This window comes from Streptomyces sp. LX-29 (assembly GCF_029541745.1).
In the GTDB taxonomy this organism is placed as follows: Bacteria; Actinomycetota; Actinomycetes; order Streptomycetales; family Streptomycetaceae; genus Streptomyces.
In genome coordinates this window covers 6,389,480-6,408,843 of sequence record NZ_CP089746.1, presented here as the reverse complement: position 1 = coordinate 6,408,843, position 19,364 = coordinate 6,389,480, and the positions used below count along the sequence as shown (strand labels likewise).

The window sequence follows — 19,364 nt, the reverse complement described above, 5'->3', positions numbered from 1 at the left end:
TTCCCCCGGGGCGCGTCCATGCCAAGTGCCTCGCCGAGTATTTCGAGGCCCGTCCGGCGCACACAAGGTCGTGTTCACGACGCGCTCATCCGTGTCCGGGAGCGCCCGCGGAGGCCAACGCGCCCGTTTCGGGCACGTCAGCGACGAAAGGGGCGAGGGTGAGCGGGTGGGGTCGATCGCCGGGTGGACGGCCGACGCTCAGGACAACTGTCCGGTAATAGTCGTTCCGCTTCCGGAATCCCGCTCGGCCGCGGGGTCGACGGAGCGCCGGTCCACCCCCGCGGCATCGGCGGCCTCCATGGCCTCGACGGTCGGGGAGTCGACCGCCGCCGGCGCGACCGCCGGCGGTTCGGCCGGCGACTCCACGGCCGGGGTCGGGGCCGGCGCGGAGTCCGCCGCCGGCCCACCCGGGGTCGACGCGCCGGCCCGCTCCGCGGCCCGCTTGGCCTGGTCCGCCGCCTGCCCGGCGTTCTCGGCGTTCTTCTCCAGGAAGCGCAGCAGCTCCACCGGGATGGGCAGCACCAGCGTGGAGTTCTTCTCCGCGGCCACCGCCATCACCGTCTGGAGCAGCCGCAGTTGGAGCGCGGAGGGGGTGTCGGCCATCTGCTTGGCCGCATCCGCGAGCTTCCTGGACGCCTGCAACTCCGCGTCCGCGTTGATGACTCGGGCCCGCCGCTCGCGATCGGCCTCGGCCTGCCGCGCCATGGAGCGCTTCATCGTCTCCGGCAGCGAGACGTCCTTGATCTCGACGCGGTCGACGCTGACGCCCCAGCCCATCGCCGGACTGTCGATCATCAGCTCCAGGCCCTGGTTGAGCTTCTCCCGGTTGGACAGCAGATCGTCGAGCTCGCTCTTGCCGATGATGGAGCGCAGCGAGGTCTGGGCCATCTGCGAGACCGCGAAGCGGTAGTCCTCGACCCTGATCAGCGCGTCCGCCGCGTCGACGACCTTGAAGTAGACCACCGCGTCGACCCGCACCGTGACGTTGTCGCGAGTGATGCCCTCCTGGGCGGGCACCGGCATCGTCACGATCTGCATATTGATCTTGTGGAGCCGGTCGACCAGGGGGACGATCATGGTGAATCCCGGGCCTCGGACAGCCGAGCGCAGCCTCCCGAGCCGGAAGACCACCCCGCGCTCGTACTGCTTGATCACGCGCGCCGCAGCCGCGACGTAGACGGCCCCGCAGGCCGCCGCCGCGACCCCGGCGGCCATCAGCTCCTCGAACATCACGGCCACCTGCCCGTCCGTATCGCGAGCGATGCCCCTTGAAGGGCCTGATGTCCACGATAGTCCCGAGCTCGCACGGTGGGCAGGTGGAGGAAGGGACCGAGGAAGGCGCTCCGGAAAGCCGCGCCGCCGGGCCCCGCCGGGCCGGAGCGCCCGGCGGGGCCCTCGGCGTCGGGACGCGGAGCGGCCCCGCCCGACGCATCGGGCGGGGCCGCCGTACCGCCGGCCGCGGGTCGTGCCTCGGGACGCGCGCCCGTCACACGCGCGCCGCGATCACCAGACCTTGACGCCGTACGCGTTCAGGGCCTCGACGACCGGCTGGAAGAAGGTCGTCCCACCGGAGGAGCAATTGCCGCTGCCGCCGGAGGTCAGGCCCAGTGCGGTGGAGCCGGAGTACAGCGGGCCGCCGCTGTCGCCGGGCTCGGCGCAGACCGTCGTCTGGATCATGCCGTAGACGACATCGCCGTTGCCGTAGTTGACCGTCGCGTTGAGCGCGGTGACGCGCCCGCTGTGGGTGCCGGTGGTGCTGCCGCGGCGGGTCACCGACTGCCCGACGGTCGGGTCGGCGGCGCGGGTGATGTCCTGGCCGCCGACCGTGCCCTGGGGCTGGACGGAGCCGCTGTAGCGGACCAGCCCGTAGTCGTTGACCGGGAAGCTGGATCCGGCGGTCGGGCCGACGACCGTGGTGCGGCCGGAGTTGGAGTACCAGGTCCCGGCGCCGTCGGTGCAGTGTCCCGCGGTCACGAGGTAGTTGGCACCGCGGCTGTCGCGGACGTTGAAGCCCAGCGAGCAACGCCAGCTGCTGGCGTAGATGGCGTCGCCGCCGGATATCAGCCGTTGGATGGTGCCGGGCGTGCGCTTGACGCGTATCGCGTCGGCGCTGTCGCCCGCCGCTCTCCTGATCTCGGCTATCTCGGCGGAGGTCACGGTGGAGTCCGCGGTGACCACCAGGGTGTTGGTCGTGGAGTCGGTGTACCAGGCGGTGCCCGCGACGTCGGCCTTCAGCACGCCGGCGCTCGCCGCCTTGGCCTCGGCGGCCGTGAAGGTGCGCGGCGCGGCGCCGTCGCCGGCGTTGGCGGCGGCCGGGACGGCCAGCACGGACGCGGCCGCCAGCACGGCGGACGCGGTGATCAGTCGGGTTCGGGGGGTACGTGCGCTGCGGGGGGTGTTGCGCTTGATCCTCAACTCTTCCTCCGAGGGAATCGGGGGTCCGCTTGGGTGGGGCGGGCCCGTGAGGCGCAGCCAGGGGGGTGGAGCGACCTCCTTTCCGTCGTGACCCTGACAAGCGCTGCCGGAAGTATTCGCGCACTCAACAGTCGTCCGCAAGACCGCGTGACCCGCCGGGTGTTCGCCGACCGCACGGCGAGCGCGCCCCGCGCTCGGGGCCCTGGGCCGGCGTCGACACGGCCCCGGGGGAGCCACGCCAGGCTCACCGGGGCCACCTGCCCATCCCCTCGGGTCACCCCGTCGGACGGAGCACCGACCCGGTGGGGCTCGCCACTCTTTCGCGTCACGGTTCCCCGCTCACCGGCGGGAGCACCGAGCGGCTGCGGGCCGGGGTCGGGCGGAGGTGACCCCGGCGCGCGGGCTCGCCGGGGTCAGCAGCCGTCGCAGGGGCAGCAGCAGTCGCAGCCGCCGCAGCCGCAGTCGCAGTTGTGGCACCAGCCCTCGCGCTTCTTGTTCTTGCGCCACGGGTCGTCGTACTTCTCCCGGCAGCACACCTGGCAGGTGCAGAACAGCCCCAGCCAGACGGCGCAGCCGGCGATCGTGCCGCGCTTGCGGGGGTAGGGGTCGTGCGGCCCGTGGGGTGCTCCGTGGGGACCCCCCGGCCCACCGGGGCCGCCCGGCCCGCCCGGTCCGTAGGGACCGCCGGGGCCCTGCGGACCGCCGCCGTGGGGACCTCCGGCGTACGGGTTGCCGTAGCCGCCGGGCTGCTGACCGTACGGACCGCCGGCGTACGGGTTGCCCTGCTGCGCCGCGTACGGATCCCCGTACGCGCCGCCCTGCTGACCGGCGTACGGATCCCCGTAGCCGCCCCGCTGCTGGTACGGGTTGCCGGGGCCGGGGTGCTGGTGCGAGCAGGTGGGGCCGAAGGCCCGGTCGACCGCGTGCCGCAGCTCGTGCGCGAGCAGCATGTGCGCCAGCTTCCCGGCCCCCTCCCCGGCGAACTCCACCTCGCGCAGCGCCAACCGCACCCCGTGCACCGCGTCGTCGCACAGCCGGCGCACCTCGGCGAGATCGGTGCCGGTGGCCGCGATCGGGTTCCACGCCCCGGACTTGGCGTCGTCGGCGAGGTCCTCGACCGCGTCGAGCAGATGGGCGAGGCGCCCGAAGAGGCGGCCCGCCTCCTCCAGGGGCGCGCGGTTGCCGGGCTTCCCGGCCAGCACGGCGGTGTGACCGAAGGCGGCCGCGGTCGCCGTCTCGGTGGGCTCGGTGATGTGCAGCAGCGACGTGCCGAGGCCCGCCGCGCTCTCGACCTCCGTCTGCCGCCCGACCGCGTCGAGCAGCACGGCGGTGTCGAAGCCGAGTCCGGCACCGGTACGCGCTCCTGCCAGGTCCCACTTACGGGCGACTTTGCGGGCGGCCGCGGCGACCGGGCGGCGGGCCAGCAGCCCGTCCCGGTCGACGACGTGGTCGCGCACCTTGGCCGAGGCCAGCACCAGGGAGACGGTCGCGGCCAGCCGCGCGCCCTCACCCTGGGCCACCGGCGCGGTGCGCATCCCGCGCAGCGGACAGGGGCCGGCGGTGCGCCGCCAGCCGCCGGTGCGCTCCGACTGCGCCTCCACCAGCACGGAGATGACCAGTCCGTCATAGTTCGTGGCCACGCGGGCGAACTGCCCCTGTGCTCCCCGTAGCGCCAGGCACAGTCCGCACAGATGCGCCATCCACTCGGTGCGCAGCCCGGCGGACATGCGGTGCTGACAAGGCCGTACGATTCCGAACACGACTCCCCCGTTTCACTCGGACGACCCTGTTGTCACCCGTCCGGCTCGGCGGAGTCTATACATCCACCCCGTCACCGCCCGCAGCCAGGAGGAACTCTGACTGGCCGCCAAGCGTTATGCACCAGTACCGTCACGAAACACCGGGGCGGCGGCCAACCACTTGGCACACCATCCGCATCATGGACGACCATAGAGGAGCGGACAGTACACACGGTTTGTGAAAGGAGGCGTCCATGGGATCGGTGCGCAAGGCGAGTGCTTGGCTTGGCCTCGTCGACGACAGCGATGACGAGCGCTACTACGACGACGACTACGCCGAGGGGCCCGAGCCCAGCGACTCCTGGGTGACCGACCCGCGGGTCCGGGTGGCCGACGAGGCCGCGCAGGACCAGGGGACCCGGATCGCCACGGTCACCCCGGACGGTTTCCGGGACGCCCGCACGATCGGGGAGCTGTTCCGGGAGGGCGTCCCGGTGATCGTGAACCTCACCGCGATGGAGCCCTCCGACGCCAAGCGCGTGGTGGACTTCGCGGCGGGTCTCACCTTCGGTCTGCGCGGTTCGATCGAGCGGGTCGCCACCCGCGTCTTCCTGCTCACCCCCGCGGACTACCGCATCGTGAGCGGCGAGGCGGGCCGGGCGTCCGGCGGCTTCTTCAACCAGAGCTAGCGGCGAGGCCGCTCACCGGACCGCCCGGCACTCCGGCTCACCGGAACGCGTCGAGCCCGGTGAGCGCCTTGCCGAGCACCAGCTGGTGCATCTCCACGGTGCCCTCGTAGGTGAGCACCGACTCCAGATTGGTCGCGTGCCGCATCACGGGGTACTCCAGCGAGATCCCGTTGGCCCCCAGGATGGTGCGGGCCGTGCGGCAGATGTCGATCGCCTCGCGCACGTTGTTCAGCTTGCCGAAGCTGATCTGCTCCGGACGGAGCCGGCCGGCGTCCATCCGCCGCCCGAGGTGGTGCGCGAGCAGAACCCCCTTGTGCAGTTCCACCGCCATGTCGGCGAGCTTGGCCTGGGTGAGCTGGAAGCCGCCGATGGGCCGGCCGAACTGCTCACGGGTCCGGGCGTACTCCAGCGCGGCCTCGAAGCTGGCGCGGGCGGCGCCCATCGAGCCCCAGACGATGCCGTAGCGGGCGTGGCTCAGGCAGCTCAGCGGCCCGCGCAGCCCGGTGACCCCGGGCAGCACCGCGTCGGCGGGCAGCCGGACCTCGTCCAGCACCAGCTCACTGGTGACCGAGGCGCGCAGGGACCACTTGTGGCGGATCTCCGGGGCCGAGAAGCCGGGTGCGTCGGTGGGCACGGCGAAGCCGCGGACGCCCTCGTCGGTCTGCGCCCAGACCACCGCCACACCGGCCACCGAGCCGTTGGTGATCCACATCTTGCGGCCGGTCAGCACCCAGTCGGAGCCGTCCCGCCGGGCGTGGGTGCGCATGGCGGCCGGGTCGGAGCCGACGTCGGGCTCGGTCAGCCCGAAGCAGCCGATGACCTCGCCGGCGGCCATCGAGGGCAGCCAACGCCGCTTCTGCTCCTCGGAGCCGTAGCGGTGGATGGCGTACATCGCCAGCGAGCCCTGGACGGAGACCAGCGAACGGATGCCCGAGTCGGCCGCCTCCAGCTCCAGGCAGGCCAGCCCGTACTGGACCGCGCTGGCGCCCGCGCAGCCGTACCCCTGGAGCGACATGCCGAGCGCGCCGATGGAGCCGAGCTCCCGGGCCAGCCCGCGGATGTCGGGCAGCTCGCCGCGCTCGTACCAGTCCGCGATGTGCGGCAGCACCCGGTCGGCGGCCCACCGCCGCACGGTGTCCCGGACGGCGAGCTCCTCGGCGTCCAGCAGGTCGTCGAGGCCGAGCGGGTCGGCCGGGTCGAACGGCGGCAGGGCGGATGCGGACATGTACGGCCTCCGGCTGGGTGCGGCTCCCGTCACCGGGTGCGCGTCCCGCCCCGGCCTCCGGGTGATCACCCCGGCACCCCGACGCTACGACCGGGTAACCCCCGGCGTCCAGACCCGCCTCAGCGCAGGGACCGACACCACACCGGTCGGCACGCCGTCCCCGGGTCGCGGGGTGGCGTCAGTTGGACTCCGCCGACACCGCGGCCCGGTCGCACGAGGAGGGGGCCTCGCCGTCGGGGGACCCGCCGGGGGCGGTCGTGCCGCACTCCATCACCCGCGGCAGCCGGAGCGCCGCCACCGCGCCGAGGGCGAGCAGGACCGCGCTGACGACGAGGGTGACGCGCAGACCGTGCACGAACGCCTCGCGGGCCGCGATGCGCAGGGCGACGCCGGTCTCGCCGCCGAGCCGGTCGGCGACCTCGTACGCCTGGCCGAGCGACTGCCCGGAGATGGCGCCGTCGGCGCTGGGGACACCCGCGACATCGGCGACACGGGGCGCGTAGGCGGCGTTCATCACACTGCCCAGGAACGCGATGCCGATGCCCGCGCCGAGCTGATAGGACGTCTCGCCGATGGCCGCCGCGCCGCCCGCCGCCTTGGCGGGGGCCTCGCTGAGCATGGACTCGTACGAGGCGAAGAGCGTCATCTGGAGGCCGAAGCCGAGGACCACGAAGCTGCCGATGAGCAGCACGGGCCGGTCGTCCTCGCCCATGCGGGTGAGCGAGAGCACGGCGACGGCGGTGAGCAGGAAGCCGCAGGCGACCATGGCGCGCGGGCCGAGCCGTTGCAGCATCCGCGAGCCGAACAGCCCGGCCGCCATCGCGGCGAAGGTCAGCGGCAGCAGCCGCAGCCCGGTCTCCAGCGGGGTGAGGCCGAGCACGAGCTGGAGGTACTGGGCCGCTATGAGCTCCAGGCCCACCAGGGCGAGCAGGGTGACGACGATGCAGCCGACCGAGATCCCGAAGGCGGGCCGGGCGAAGAGGCTGAGGTCCACCAGCGGGTGCGTGCGCCGCCGCTGGCGGCGGACGAACAGGGTCAGCAGCAGTCCGCCGACGAGGACCGAGCCCAGGGTGCCGGTCTCCAGCAGTTCCCTGCCGCCGCCCAGCCGCTTCACGCCGAGGACGACCCCGAAGAGGCCGAAGGCGGCCAACAGCGCGCCGACGACGTCCCAGGGGCCGTCCCGGTCACCGGTGGACTCCGGGAGCACCCAGCGGCCGACGGGCAGGGCGACCGCCATCAGCGGGAGGTTGATCAGGAAGACCGAACCCCACCAGAAGTGCTCCAGCAGGAAGCCGCCGACCAGCGGCCCGCCGGCGGCGCCGATGCCGGCGACCGCGCTCCAGATGCCGATGGCCAGCGCCCGCTCGCGCCGGTCGGGAAAAGCCTGTCGCAGGATCGACAGCGTGGCTGGCATGATCATGGCACCGCCGACGCCGAGCAGCGCGCGGGCCACGATGAGGACCTGTGGGGAGTCGGCGGTGGCGGCCAGCGCGGAGGCGCCGCCGAAGAGCGCGTACCCCAACAGCAGGATGCGCCGGCGACCGACCCGGTCGCCGAGCGTGCCGAAGAGGATCAGCAGGGAGGCGCAGACCAGGGGGTAAACGTCGACGATCCACAGCAGCTCGATCGCGCCGGGCCGCAGATCCTCGCTGACGGCCGGGACGGCGACGTGCAGCACGGTGCCGTCCACGGCGACGAGCAGCAGGCTCACACAGAGAACGACCAGCACGAACCATCGGTTGCCGCCCGCGCGGATCCCGCGACCCTGCCGGGAAACGCCCGCCGACCGCCGTTCGCCGGCCGTGGTCGTCCCGGACATCTACGCACCTCCCTGTGTTGCTCGCGGCCGAGGAGCCAGGGTGGGCATCGGGTGCACGGCGTGAGCACGTGGTTCCGGGACCCTGGTGGCGTAGGCGAGTGAGACGTCAGAGTACGCGAGTCACCGCGTGCGTCGTGTGCCCCAGGTCATCTTGCGCCCACCCCTTCGGCCGCCAGCCATCCCATACGCGCGCCTCATCCCTTTTGTTCTGTGATTTGCGCAGGTCACCCAGGACTCCGGAATGACGCCGACCACACCTCTCGCCGCTGTTCGCCGACCTTGCCCCGTTACCCTCCTGCCGCCTCCGCGGTTATCCACAGGCGGCCGGGGCCCGTGCGGTCATGCCCGATAATCAAGATCGTGACCGAACTGGCCCGCCCCCTCGTGGCGACGCACGACTCCGCCGAGCGCGCGTCGGGTGCCGTGCTGCGCCGGGCCGCCCCGGCGCTGCTGGCGTATGCGGGGACGCGACTGCTGGGCCTGGCGGTTCTCGCGATCTGGGCGGCCGTGGCGGGCGAGAGCCCGCACCGGCTGCTCTCCGCCCGCTGGGACTCGCTCTGGTACGCGCGCATCGCCGCGGACGGCTATGGCTACTCGGTCTCCGTGCCCGCCGGCGCGGACGTCCGGGTCCACTCCGACCTCGCGTTCTTCCCCCTGCTCCCCTGGCTGGAGCGGCTGCTGGCGGAGATATCCCCGCTCAGCCACGCGGACGCCGGGCTGCTGGTGAGCGCCCTCGCCTCGTTGGTCGCCGCCTGGGGCATCTTCGCCGTCGGCGACCTGCTGTACGGGCGAAGAGCGGGCACCACCCTCGTCGTGCTGTGGGCGGCGCTGCCGGTCGGCATCGTGCAGTCGATGGCGTATTCGGAGTCGCTCTTCACCGCCCTCGCCGCGTGGGGGGTGTACGCGGTGCTGTGCGGGCGCTGGGTCACCGCGGGCGTCCTCGCCGCCCTGGCCGGGCTGACCCGACCGGTGGGCGCGGCGGTGGTGGCGGCGGTCTGGCTGACCGCGGCGGCCACGCTGCTGCCGGGCCGGCGCGGACCGCGCGACCGCGCCGAGCGGCGCCGGATGCTGCTGGGCCTCGCCCTCGCCCCGCTCGGCTGGTGCGGCTACGTGGTCTGGGTGGGGATCCACACCGAGAGCGTCACCGGCTACCTCGACGTCCAGGGCGGCTGGGGCAACGGTTTCGACGGCGGCCTGGCCTTCGCCGGCTTCATCGGGGAGCAGCTCACCGGTCCGACGTTCCTCGGCGGGGCCGCCCTGCTGGTCGGTGTCGCCCTGCTGCTGTGGCTGTACGTGGCGTGCGTGCGACAGCGCCAGCCGTTGCCGCTGCTGGTCTACGGCGGCGTGGTGCTGCTGCTCGCGCTGAGCGCCAAGGGCTACTTCGGCTCGAAACCGCGGCTGCTGCTGCCCGCCTTCCCGCTGTTGCTGCCGATCGCCCTCGCGCTCGCCCGACTCAGACCCGTGCGGGCCGGCCTGCTGCTCGGCGCGCTGGGCCTCGTCTCGGCGCTGTACGGAGCGTTCTGGCTGCACGGTTCCGGTCCCCCCTGAGGTCCGGCGCCCCGAGGAGCCCGGAGACCGTCGCACCGCCGCGTCGCCCTCGGGCCGGGGCGCGGGCGCGCCCGGGGAGTCGGCGCCGCCCGACAGCGACGAGATCCGGCCACCCGAGGTGCAACCGACGGCCGCCCGATCATCGTCCGACGAGTGGGCGACCGGCAGGGAAACTCCGCGGAACACCGTGCCTAATCCCCGATAAACCGCATCACACGAAAAGCGTAAAACGGCATCGAGCACACCTTAGGAAGGTCGTTCCGGGGAATGTTGAGAGGTCGCCCGCATTTCGCGGAATGGCTCGTTCCAATCCCTTGGACGAGACACACTCCACATCACATCGTCATCACAAACCGACGTGATCGGCGAAGTCCACCTGTCACGCAATGTAACGTCGATTGAGTGCGTACCGATGACAAGCTTCCTCGCACCGAGGAGCGCCCCAACGATCTCGCGCGACCGCGTATGACCCGTATCCGCTTCTGGCTCCTCGGGTCGACCCTCGCGGTCTACGCGGCGACCGTGATCGGCGTGCTCACCACCTCCTGGCTGGTGAAGCTCGACTGGCAGGTCATGCTGTTCCGGCCGTACAAGCAGTGGCCGGAGTTCCACACCTTCCTGGACTACTTCGTGGTGCTCGGACAGCGCGGCCCCACGGCGGTCGCGGTCGCCGCCTGGCTGGGCTGGTGCTGCTGGCGGCAGCGGACCCTGCGCCCGCTGCTCGCGCTGGGCATCTCGCTGCTGCTGCTGAACATCACCGTGGGCGCGGCGAAGCTCGGCATGGGCCGACTCGGCCCGCACTACGCGACGACCGTCGGCTCCAACGAGATGTGGCTGGGCGGCGATATATTTCCTTCGGGTCACACCGCCAACGCCGTGGTCACCTGGGGCGTGCTGGCCTATCTGGCCACCACCCCGCAGGCCCGCAGGGTCGCCTCCGTCATCGCGGCGATCTTCGCCCTGGGTGTGGGCATGACGACCGTCTACCTCGGCACCCACTGGGTGAGCGATGTGCTGCTCGGCTGGGCCGCGGGGCTGCTGGTGCTGCTGGCGCTGCCGTGGCTGGAGCCCGCGATGGCCCGCGCCGAACCGCCGCTGCTGGCGGTCTGGCACTGGCTGCGCACCCGGGTCACCACCGGTCGCACCCTGGTGCCCGCGCCCGTACCCGCCGCATCGCCCCTGGTCGGCGCGGTGGCCACGCCGCGCAGCGCCCAGGACGACGAGCTGCCGGCCCGCGAGCCGGTGAGCGTGGGAGGCCGTGGGCCCGCGCGGGCCTCGGAGGGCCGGCCGCACCATGCGCCCCGCCCGCACACCGCGCGCTCCGAGCGGACCCCGGTCACCCCGACCGGCAGCCGTCGGCCGCCGCACTCCGACCGGGTACCGCGCGCCGCGGCCCCGGTGGGTGGTCCCGCCACCGGCCGCGGGGCGGGTGGCTGACCCGTCCCAGTCCGCGGGGGCGGTACGCACAGCCCCACCCCGCACCACGCACCACGCGAACGGCCCGGACACCCGAGAGGGTGTCCGGGCCGTTCGCGTACGAGCCGTGGCGGGCGCGGAGTCCGGGCGAGCCGCGCTCAGCCCTTCCAGGAGCGCCGCACGACGCCGTCGGCGACCTCGAGGTTCAGCCGGCCGGACAGGTACTCCATGGTGAGCAGCGCGCCCGGCGGCACCGCGCGCACGGTGGACCAGCCCCGCTCGCGCGCAACCTCCGCGGCGGTTTCGGCGTCCATGCCGACGTAGCGGTCCACGGTGTCGTCGGGTTCGGGGACGGGGCGGGGTATCGGTGCCATGTCGCCACCGTAGGCGGGGGCCGCCGACGGAGGGAAGGCCGGTCACACTTGTGTCACAGAAAACACGCCCGGGTTCGCTTGGAGGCGGGTTACTCATAGCGGTCGCGAGTTGACGGGGGGAGGATAGTCCGACCTTCGTCCGGAAATCTCGCGTCGCTGCCTGAATTTCGTATCCGCGACACCCGCGAGGGCCCCGTCGGAGGTAATTCCGCGACCCGGCCGATATCGCGCCCCGCGGCATGGCCTCCCCACGATTCCGCCCCATCTCGCCGGGTGCTCGAGAGGCCCGCGTTGCGCCACTCGGAGGGCCTTGCCGCCGCCGGATGGGGCGCTCTCACACGCCGCCCGACGCGGCGCGCATCATGGCGTGAGCCCACAGCCCGTCAGATGGAGCCGAGGACGCGAGGGAGCCCGGATGGCGATGGACACCGCGCGGCCGACCGCCGCGCCGGCACGGGCACCGCGCCGCGGCCGGCTGCTGGTGGACTGGCTCACCACCACCGACCACAAGAAGATCGGCCATCTCTATCTGATCACGTCCTTCGGGTTCTTCCTGGTCGCCGGCGTGCTGGCGTTGTTGGTCAGGGCCGAGCTGGCCCGGCCCGGACTCCAGCTGATCTCGCAGCAGGACTTCGACGAAGCCTTCACCATGCACGGCACGGTCATGCTGCTGCTGTTCGCGACGCCCGCGTTCGCGGGGTTCGCCAACGAGATCGTCCCGCTCCAGATCGGCTCCCCGGACGTCGCCTTCCCCCGGCTGAACATGCTGTCGTACTGGCTGTTTCTGTTCGGTGGGCTGATCGTCCTGGGCGCCCTGATGGTGCCCTCCGGGGGCGCGGCCTTCGGCTGGACCGCCTACGCCCCGCTGAACAGCACGATCCACTCCCCGGGCCTGGGCGCGGACATGTGGGTCATGGGGCTGGCGCTGGCCGGCTTCGGCACGATCCTCGGCGCGGTGAACTTCCTGACCACCATCCTCGGGATGCGCGCCCCGGGCATGACGATGTTCCGGATGCCGATCTTCACCTGGAACGTGCTCTTCACCTCGATCCTGATCATCATGGCCTTCCCGGTGCTGGCCGCGGCGCTGCTGTGCCTGGAGGCGGACCGGCGGTTCGGGGCGCTGATCTTCGAGGCCGAGAGCGGCGGGGCGCTGCTGTGGCAGCACCTGTTCTGGTTCTTCGGCCATCCCGAGGTGTACATCATCGCGCTGCCGTTCTTCGGCATCATCACGGAGATCATCCCGGTCTTCTGCCGCAAGCCGATCTTCGGCTACCTCACCCTGATCGCCGCCACGATGGCCATCACCGGGCTCTCCGTGGTGGTCTGGGCGCACCACATGTTCGTCACCGGGGCGGTGCTGCTGCCCTACTTCTCCCTGCTGTCGTTCCTCATCGCGGTGCCGACCGGGGTGAAGTTCTTCAACTGGATCGGCACCATGCTGAGCGGCTCACTCTCCTTCGAGACGCCGATGCTGTGGGCGGTCGGCTTCCTGGTGAGCTTCCTGTTCGGCGGGCTGACCGGGGTCGTCCTGGCGTCGCCTCCGATGGACTTCCAGGTCACCGACTCCTACTTCGTCGTCGGCCACTTCCACTACGTGGTCTTCGGCACGGTGGTCTTCGCGATGTTCGCGGGCTTCTACTTCTGGTGGCCCAAGTTCACCGGGAAGCTGCTCGACGAGCGACTGGGGAAGATCCACTTCTGGACGCTGTTCGTGGGCTTCCACGTCACGTTCCTGGTGCACCACTGGCTGGGCGTGCAGGGCATGCCGCGCCGCATCGCGGACTACCTGGCCGCCGACGGCTTCACCACGCTCAACATGGTCTCCACCGTCGGCTCCTTCCTGCTCGGCCTGTCCACGCTGCCGTTCCTCTACAACGTCTGGAAGACCGCGCACTACGGGGTCCGGGTCCATGTCGACGACCCCTGGGGGTACGGCCGGTCGCTGGAGTGGGCGACCTCCTGCCCGCCGCCCCGGCACAACTTCGTCACCCTGCCGCGCATCCGCTCCGAGTCCCCCGCCTTCGACCTGCACCACCCGGAGGTGGCGCGCGCCGTGGAGGAGGGTCGGCGGCCGCCCAGGGCGCTGACCGACTGAGCCGACGGCGACCGGCGGGCCCGCGCCGAGTGACCGAGCCGGCGCCCGCGCCCCCGGGCCGCGCGGGGCCGAGCTAGCCCAGCGAGCGGCTCAGCCGGTCCCTGATCTCGCGGATCCGGTCGCCGAGCGCGGCGGGCTCGACCACCTCGAAGTCGAGGCCGAGCAGCACGATGTGGATCACCAGGACGTCCAGGTGGTGCGCGCCGGTGTGCAGCAGACAGCTGTGCTCGTCCACCGCCTCCAGCACCCCGTCCATGGCGGAGACGTGCCGCTCCGCCGTCTCGGCCGACACCCGCAGGCGCACGGTGGCCCGCTCCGCGTACGCGGCGACGGAGACGCCTCGGGAGACATAGCCGGCCAGGTCCTCGGCGGGCGGCCGCCGGGGCGCGAAGCGCGGGCCGTGCGGTGGGGTGGGCGTGATGCGATCAGCCCGGAAGGTCCGCCAGTCGGCGCGGTCCACGTCCCAGGCGACCAGGTACCAGCGGCGCTGGGCGGAGACCAGCCGGTGCGGCTCCACGGTGCGACGGCTGGTGCCGCCGTCGTGGTCGCGGTACGCGAAGCGCAGCCGCTCGCCGTCCCGACAGGCGCCGGCCAGCTCGGTGAGGACGGCCGGGTCGACGGTGGGCCCCGCGTATCCGCGCATCGGCACGGTGAAGGTGGTCAGCGCGCCGACCCGGCGGCGCAGTCGGTCCGGCAGCACCTGCTCCAGCTTGGCCAGGGCGCGCACCGAGGTCTCCTCGATGCCCTCGACCCCGCCGTACGCGGCCTGCCGCAGCCCGACCGCGACCGCCACCGCCTCCTCGTCGTCCAGCAGCAGCGGCGGCAGGGCGGCGCCGGCGCCCAGTTGGTAGCCGCCGGCGGTGCCCGGCGAGGAGTGCACCGGGTAACCGAGCTCGCGGAGTCGCTCGACATCCCGGCGCACCGTGCGCGGGGTGACCCCGAGCCGTTCGGCGAGGTCCGGACCGGACCATTCCCGATGCGCCTGGAGCAGGGACAGCAGACGGAGCAGCCGTGCGGAGGTTTCCAGCATGGGCCCGAGTCTGTCAGTCCTCGCGGACAGCTGTGGTCCTCGAGTCGCCGCGGCCTCGTGACTCCTCCGGAGGCCCGTCACACCGACCGCGGCGGCCGATCCGCCGGCCGCCGCGGTCGGCCCGTCACACTCAGCCGGCCGCGCTCACCCGCACCGACAGATCGTTGTCGGCGGTGTAGTACGGACCGGCCTTGACCGCCTCGTGAGGGGCGGCGAGGGTGCGGGTCGGGTAGGTGAAGATCTCCTTCTTGTCCGGGACGTCGTCCAGGATCCGCGCGATGCGCACCGGGTCCCCCGACCCGTCGGGGCCCGGGCTCAGCCACAGGTCCCACGCGTCCTCGCCGGCCTCCCAGGCGGCGGCCAGCTCGGCGTAGTCCAGGGTGAACCGGAACTCGGGCCCCTCCCCGGCCTCCACCGGCACCGTGCGCACCAGCGCCGCCGCGTCGCGGCACCGGGCCTCGACCACCGCGCCGGACAGCCAGCCGGCGGCGTCCGCGACCCGGTGCAGCCGCCCGCGCACGGTCATCCCGGCCTGGTCCACCACGATCTCCCCGGCCTCGGCGTGCGGGGCGCGCGACCAGCTGCGCACCGAGAGGTTGCCGTACTTGGTGGGGTACGGGATGCGGACGCCCAGCGGGGAGGTGCCCGGGTCCGGCTGTCGGTCGACGAGGGCGCGCAGATCGTTGAGGCCCGGGGCGAGCCGGGTCGGCGACTCCTCGCCATGGGCCACGTACGCGTCCCAGCGTCCCTCCGGCAGCTCGTCGGCGGCGGGCAGCACGGCGCGCGGCCGCCCCGCGCCGTCCGTCGCCAGCGGCAACCGCACCTCGTCGGCGGGGTCGCCGCCGCGGCGGCGCAGCAGCAGCGCCGCGTCGCGCGGGGCGGCCTCGGCCGGCCAGTCGGCGATGTCGAAGGTCAGTCCGCCGGCGGAGTCGGCGGTGCAGTCGACGCTGAGCGGCACGGAGGCGATGGTGGACTCCTCGGTGGTGGTCGGGGCGGTGGTCACGCGGCACGCACCTTCCGCAGCGCCGAGCGGCCGGCGTCCTTGGTGGCGAAGGCGTTGCTCAGCAGGGTGCCGCGGGTGCGGTGCAGGGTGCCGCGCAGCCCGCCGCGCGCGACCAGGTCGCCGAAGAGCGACTCGTAGCGCCCCGCGATCTGGGCCGGGTCGAAGCGGGCGGAGCGCTCCAGGGCGTTGGCGCCCATCCGCCGGCGCAGCTCGTCGTCGTTGATCAGGTCCAGCAGGGCCCCGGCGATGGCGCCCACGTCGCCGGACTTCACCAGCCGGCCGTCGACGCCGTCGTCGATGATCTCGGCCGGTCCGTGCGGGCAGTCGGTGGCGACCACGGGCAGACCGCAGCGCATCGCCTCGACGATGGTCATGCCGAAGGATTCGAGGCTCGAAGTGACGGCGGCGATGGAGCCCTTGGCCCACTCGGGGTCGAGCGGGTTGGCCGGTCCCATCAGGAAGACGTGGTTGTAGACGCCGAGCTTGTCGATCAGGGCGCGCAGCTTGGGCTGCTGGGCACCGCCGCCGTAGATCCGCAGCCGCCAGTCCGGCCGCTCCTTGATGACCTTGGCGAACGCCTTGATCAGCAGGTCGTACCGCTTGACCGGGGCGAGCCGGCCGGCCGCGATGACCCACTTGCCGCTGCCGTCGGCGGGCGGCAGCCCCGGCTCCGGCACGCTGTTGGGCACCGCCTCCACGCGCACCCCGGGCAGCCGCATGAGCTTGCGGTAGGTGCGGGCGTCCGCCTCGGTGACGGTGGTGACCGCGTCCAGCCTCGGGTAGGCGGTGCGCAGCGTGCGCTTGAGGGCGTCGGAGTGGGTGCTGAGGGTCAGGTGTTCCTGGCCCACCCGCGCCGGGCCGCGCCGGGCCTCCTTGGCGATGTGCACGTTGAGACCGGGACGGGTGCCCACCACCACATCCGCCTCCAGCGACCGCAGATGGGCGCCGATGGCGCGGTCGGTGAGGACGCTGTACTGCTTGTAGCGTCCCTCGGTGGCCGGGAAGACCTGGGCGGGACGGGTGTAGTCCGGGTCGTCGCCCTGGTAACCGGAGCTGTTCTTGCGGATGTCCACCAGGTGGCGCAGCGTCACCCCGCGGCCCGGGTCGAAGACCGGCTCATCCCGGTGGCGGAAGACCGAGACGATCTCCACGTCGTGCTGTTCCGCCAGCGTACGAGCCAGGTTGTACGTGGTCCGGATCGTGCCGCCGATCCCGTACGCGTTGTGAATCAGGAATGAGATGTGCATCCGTCCCCGTGTCCCACCGTTTACCGCCGATTCCCCGCGGACACACGATGGAGTCCGCCTACCAGAGGGTGAGACCGTCACGCGGGTTGCGGGGTTGGTCGCCATCACCGTCTTGTTCCAGAAGCGATGTGTAATCGGTAGCCGATTCGAGGAACCTTTGTGCCCGGTCTGTCATCCCGTCAAGGATCTCACGCCTCTGAGGGCCCGTACGCCAGCCGTCTCGGCACCGCCCGGGCGGGGTCCGGGTCCTCACGACGCGTCGGCCGAACGGGCTCGGCCCGGGCGCGCCGGCCGCGGTCTCACGGCTCGTAGGCCAGCTGCGGCACGGTGAAGCAGGTGCGGTTCATGTCCCCTTGGGAGACCCAGCCGCCCTTCCCGCCGTTCGCGTCGTCCTTCCAGCGTGCCACGGAGAGACAGGTGTGGTCGGTGGCGGGTGGCCGGGCGAGTTGTTCGAAGCGCACGGGCAGCAGCAGACCGCGCGCCGTGTAGGGCTCGGAGCGCTGGAGGTAGTCCTCGACACAGCCGCGGGTGAGCGCGGGGCCGCAGGACCTCGCCGCGTCGGTGAACCACATGGCGGCGGCCCAGCCCTCCAGTTGCCACTGCGACAGCGGCTTGTCACCCATCGCCGCGCGGAACTCCCGTACGGCGGGATGCCCGGTGTCGTCGTGGTTGCGGCTGGCGCCCGTGGCCCACAGGGCGTTGCGACAGTCCGGGGCGTCCTCGTAGTCGTCGGGCACGGAGGAGTCCCAGTTCTGGACGTTGGTCACCTTGGCGGTGAGCTCGACCCCGGCGGCGTCCATCGCCTGGCACAGCCGCGCGTTGCCGTGGGTGTCCAGGGCGTCGAAGACCAGGTCCACGCCGCGGGCGCGCAGATCCGCGGCCACCGCGCGGAAGTTGGGCAGCGCGAAGTCCACCTGCTCGGAGACGACGTCATAGCCCTCCTCGCGCAGACCGCGCTCGACCAGCCGGGCGTAGCCGGCGGAGGCGGACTGGTTGTACGAGACCACGGCGGCGCTGCGGGCCCCGTGTTCGCGCTTGAAGTAGCGGTAGACCTCGGTGCCGCCGTAGAGCCGCCCGTCCCAGCCCGGCTCCCCGTCGCGCGGGGCGACGCTGCCGTAGATCCCGTACAGGTGCGGATAGGTGTCGTACGCCGCGCCGATCGGCTGTCCGCCGATGTCGGGCACGCCGGCCCCGCTCACCCGGGGCGCGCCCGCGTAGTCCAGCGCGGTGGTGGCGACGAGGGCGAACACCTTCTTCTCCGTCACCAGTCGGTGGACGCACTCGTTGTTGCCCACCCCGCTGCCGCCGTCGTCACACGTCACGACCTCGACCGGACGGCCGTTCAGGCCGCCGTTCCGGTTGAGCCGGTCGAAGTACGCCCTGGCCCCGTCGCGCGGACCGGTGAGGGCGTTGCCGCCGACCGGGCTGGTGGCGCTGGTGATGATGCCGACCTTCAGCGGCTCGCCGGACGCCCCGTCACCGCTCGCGCCGGCCCCGGTCGGACCCCCGCTCCGTTCGCCGAACTCGCTCTCCGGCACGCGGCTGCCGCACGCCGCCAGCCAGGCCAGGACGAGCGGCAGGACGAGAAGCAGGAGGGTGAGGCGCCGCCCACGGTCAGCAGCCCGGCGCCTGGGGGGCATCCTCGCTCAGCTCCACCAGCCCGCAGAGGGTCTTGTGCGACACCTTCCACTCGCCGTCCTGGAGCACGGAGACGCCGGACGCGTCGGGCAGCACGGTGGCGCCCTTGAGCGTCAGCGCGTACGTCACGTCCGCGGAGGTCGCGGAGGTGAAGGTCACCTCGGTGACCTCCGCCTTGACCTGCTCGCCGCGCTGGTCGCCGCTGAACGCCTCCAGCAGGGGCTTCAACCGCGAGCCGTCCTGGAGCAGTTCCGCCTTCTCGTCCCTGGACGTGGCCGGGTCGAAGAACGTCTCCCAGTTCTCCTCGATCTCCTCCTCGGCGGCCTCCGGATCGGAGGGCTCGTCGCCGGTGGGCGACGCCGTCTTCGTCGGCGTCACGGATCTGGTGGGGGACGGCTCGTCCGTCCCGCCGCCGTCATCACCGCAGCCGGCCGCGCCCGCCCCGAAGAGCAGCAGCGCCGCCGTCAGCCACGCGGCCGTGCGCGCGCGTGCCGGTTTCGCAAGGGCCATCCGATTCACCACCGGGCGTCGTCGGTCGCCAGAGATCAGACCTCCGCTGCCGCGGAGATTCCGCCCCTTCAGGCATAGTGCATCGCTTCGCACGGAATTGCACGGTCAGCGGAGCGGATGCACAGTCGTCGGACAGCCAACAGTGCAGGGGGCCGTATGCGAACCGTGCAATGGGCGGGGTGGGCGGCGCTGGCTGGCGGCGCGGTGCTGTGCGTGGTCGGCTGGTACGGCATCTCCGGTGAACGCTTCGTCGAGCGACAGCTCCCCTATCTGGCCTCGTGCACCATCCCCGGCGCCGCGCTCCTCGTCGCCGGGGCCGTGCTGGTCGCCCACGGCGGGCAGGGGCTCGCGGCCGCCCGCGTGGCGGAGCTGCACCGGCTGCTGGTGGCGGAGGACGACGACGCGCGGGCGCCCGCCAGCGACGCCGCCACGGTGGAGGCCCACCCCGCGGAGGCCCACCCCGCGGCCGCTCCCGCCGGAGACGCCCGCGCCACGGAAACCACCACCCCGACCGCTCCCGCCGGAGACACCCGCGCCACGGAAACCACCACCCCGACCGCTCCCGCCGGAGACACCCGCGCCACGGAAACCACCACCCCGACCGCTCCCGCCA

15 protein-coding genes and 1 pseudogene are annotated in these 19,364 nt (G+C 72.7%); 5 read left to right on the top strand and 11 right to left on the bottom strand.

Annotation, left to right across the window (positions count from 1 at the left end; all coding sequences use genetic code 11):
• Positions 1–198 precede the first annotated feature (198 nt).
• The 3 genes from LRS74_RS27025 to LRS74_RS27015 all read right to left on the bottom strand — a co-directional run bounded on the left by LRS74_RS27025 (position 199) and on the right by LRS74_RS27015 (position 4,175).
• Positions 199–1,230, bottom strand: coding sequence for a slipin family protein (locus LRS74_RS27025; protein WP_277744962.1), 1,032 nt, complete (start codon positions 1,228–1,230; stop codon positions 199–201).
• 273 nt (positions 1,231–1,503) lie between these two features.
• Positions 1,504–2,415, bottom strand: coding sequence for a S1 family peptidase (locus LRS74_RS27020; RefSeq protein ID WP_277743426.1), 912 nt, complete (start codon positions 2,413–2,415; stop codon positions 1,504–1,506).
• Positions 2,416–2,828: 413 nt separating this feature from the next.
• Positions 2,829–4,175 carry a DUF5685 family protein gene (locus LRS74_RS27015; RefSeq protein ID WP_277743425.1) on the bottom strand — a complete coding sequence of 449 codons (1,347 nt, stop codon included), beginning with the start codon at positions 4,173–4,175 and terminating at the stop codon, positions 2,829–2,831.
• A gap of 233 nt (positions 4,176–4,408) precedes the next feature.
• Between LRS74_RS27015 and sepF the strand changes: the two genes are divergently transcribed.
• Positions 4,409–4,843: a cell division protein SepF gene (gene sepF, locus LRS74_RS27010; protein WP_277743424.1), complete on the top strand. Its 435-nt coding sequence runs from the start codon at positions 4,409–4,411 to the stop codon at positions 4,841–4,843.
• 37 nt (positions 4,844–4,880) lie between these two features.
• On the opposite strand, the gene LRS74_RS27005 is transcribed toward sepF, so the two are convergent.
• Together LRS74_RS27005 and LRS74_RS27000 are read right to left on the bottom strand one after the other, a co-directional pair.
• On the bottom strand, positions 4,881–6,068 hold the full coding sequence (locus LRS74_RS27005) for an acyl-CoA dehydrogenase family protein (RefSeq protein WP_144385029.1): 1,188 nt from the start codon (positions 6,066–6,068) through the stop codon (positions 4,881–4,883).
• Positions 6,069–6,246: 178 nt separating this feature from the next.
• A complete protein-coding gene (locus tag LRS74_RS27000) occupies positions 6,247–7,887 on the bottom strand; it encodes an MFS transporter (RefSeq protein WP_277743423.1) in 1,641 nt (546 codons plus the stop codon).
• A 369-nt stretch (positions 7,888–8,256) separates the two neighbouring features.
• On the opposite strand from LRS74_RS27000, the gene LRS74_RS26995 reads away from it, so the two are divergent.
• Positions 8,257–9,435 (top strand): glycosyltransferase family 39 protein, encoded by a 1,179-nt coding sequence (locus LRS74_RS26995; RefSeq protein ID WP_277744961.1) that lies wholly within the window; start codon positions 8,257–8,259, stop codon positions 9,433–9,435.
• Between the two features lie 402 nt (positions 9,436–9,837).
• Entirely contained in the window at positions 9,838–10,872 is a 1,035-nt protein-coding gene (locus tag LRS74_RS26990; protein WP_277743422.1) for a phosphatase PAP2 family protein, read from the top strand.
• A gap of 137 nt (positions 10,873–11,009) precedes the next feature.
• On the opposite strand, the gene LRS74_RS26985 is transcribed toward LRS74_RS26990, so the two are convergent.
• Positions 11,010–11,225: an I78 family peptidase inhibitor gene (locus LRS74_RS26985; protein WP_277743421.1), complete on the bottom strand. Its 216-nt coding sequence runs from the start codon at positions 11,223–11,225 to the stop codon at positions 11,010–11,012.
• Between the two features lie 415 nt (positions 11,226–11,640).
• Between LRS74_RS26985 and ctaD the strand changes: the two genes are divergently transcribed.
• A complete protein-coding gene (ctaD, locus tag LRS74_RS26980) occupies positions 11,641–13,323 on the top strand; it encodes a cytochrome c oxidase subunit I (protein WP_277743420.1) in 1,683 nt (560 codons plus the stop codon).
• 73 nt (positions 13,324–13,396) lie between these two features.
• Here the strand turns inward: ctaD and LRS74_RS26975 are convergent, their stop codons facing one another.
• From LRS74_RS26975 to LRS74_RS26955, 5 genes are all read right to left on the bottom strand, one after another.
• Positions 13,397–14,353, bottom strand: coding sequence for a YafY family protein (locus LRS74_RS26975; RefSeq protein WP_277743419.1), 957 nt, complete (start codon positions 14,351–14,353; stop codon positions 13,397–13,399).
• A 130-nt stretch (positions 14,354–14,483) separates the two neighbouring features.
• On the bottom strand, positions 14,484–15,356 hold the full coding sequence (locus tag LRS74_RS26970; RefSeq protein WP_277743418.1) for a hypothetical protein: 873 nt from the start codon (positions 15,354–15,356) through the stop codon (positions 14,484–14,486).
• Complete coding sequence (locus tag LRS74_RS26965; RefSeq protein ID WP_277743417.1) at positions 15,353–16,603, bottom strand: glycosyltransferase family 4 protein; 1,251 nt, start codon at positions 16,601–16,603, stop codon at positions 15,353–15,355. Before LRS74_RS26965 ends, LRS74_RS26970 begins: the two co-directional genes overlap by 4 nt.
• A 299-nt stretch (positions 16,604–16,902) precedes the next feature.
• Positions 16,903–18,243: an ABC transporter substrate-binding protein gene (locus tag LRS74_RS26960; protein WP_277743416.1), complete on the bottom strand. Its 1,341-nt coding sequence runs from the start codon at positions 18,241–18,243 to the stop codon at positions 16,903–16,905.
• Positions 18,218–18,751: a hypothetical protein gene (locus LRS74_RS26955; RefSeq protein ID WP_277743415.1), complete on the bottom strand. Its 534-nt coding sequence runs from the start codon at positions 18,749–18,751 to the stop codon at positions 18,218–18,220. Before LRS74_RS26955 ends, LRS74_RS26960 begins: the two co-directional genes overlap by 26 nt.
• Before the next feature lie 156 nt (positions 18,752–18,907).
• Between LRS74_RS26955 and LRS74_RS26950 the strand changes: the two are divergent.
• Positions 18,908–19,147, top strand: a pseudogene (locus LRS74_RS26950) (hypothetical protein); the annotation flags it as partial.
• Between the last annotated feature and the right edge of the window lie 217 nt (positions 19,148–19,364).

What these genes read in the sequence shown, in the direction of transcription:
- LRS74_RS27025 (WP_277744962.1), bottom strand. Translation starts at nt 1,230, where the DNA reads ATGTTCGAGGAGCTGATGGCCGCCGGGGTCGCGGCGGCGGCCTGCGGG.
- sepF (WP_277743424.1), top strand. Translation starts at nt 4,409, where the DNA reads ATGGGATCGGTGCGCAAGGCGAGTGCTTGGCTTGGCCTCGTCGACGAC.
- LRS74_RS27005 (WP_144385029.1), bottom strand. Translation starts at nt 6,068, where the DNA reads ATGTCCGCATCCGCCCTGCCGCCGTTCGACCCGGCCGACCCGCTCGGC.
- LRS74_RS27000 (WP_277743423.1), bottom strand. Translation starts at nt 7,887, where the DNA reads ATGTCCGGGACGACCACGGCCGGCGAACGGCGGTCGGCGGGCGTTTCC.
- LRS74_RS26985 (WP_277743421.1), bottom strand. Translation starts at nt 11,225, where the DNA reads ATGGCACCGATACCCCGCCCCGTCCCCGAACCCGACGACACCGTGGAC.
- ctaD (WP_277743420.1), top strand. Translation starts at nt 11,641, where the DNA reads ATGGCGATGGACACCGCGCGGCCGACCGCCGCGCCGGCACGGGCACCG.
- LRS74_RS26975 (WP_277743419.1), bottom strand. Translation starts at nt 14,353, where the DNA reads ATGCTGGAAACCTCCGCACGGCTGCTCCGTCTGCTGTCCCTGCTCCAG.
- LRS74_RS26965 (WP_277743417.1), bottom strand. Translation starts at nt 16,603, where the DNA reads ATGCACATCTCATTCCTGATTCACAACGCGTACGGGATCGGCGGCACG.
- LRS74_RS26960 (WP_277743416.1), bottom strand. Translation starts at nt 18,243, where the DNA reads ATGCCCCCCAGGCGCCGGGCTGCTGACCGTGGGCGGCGCCTCACCCTC.
- LRS74_RS26955 (WP_277743415.1), bottom strand. Translation starts at nt 18,751, where the DNA reads ATGGCCCTTGCGAAACCGGCACGCGCGCGCACGGCCGCGTGGCTGACG.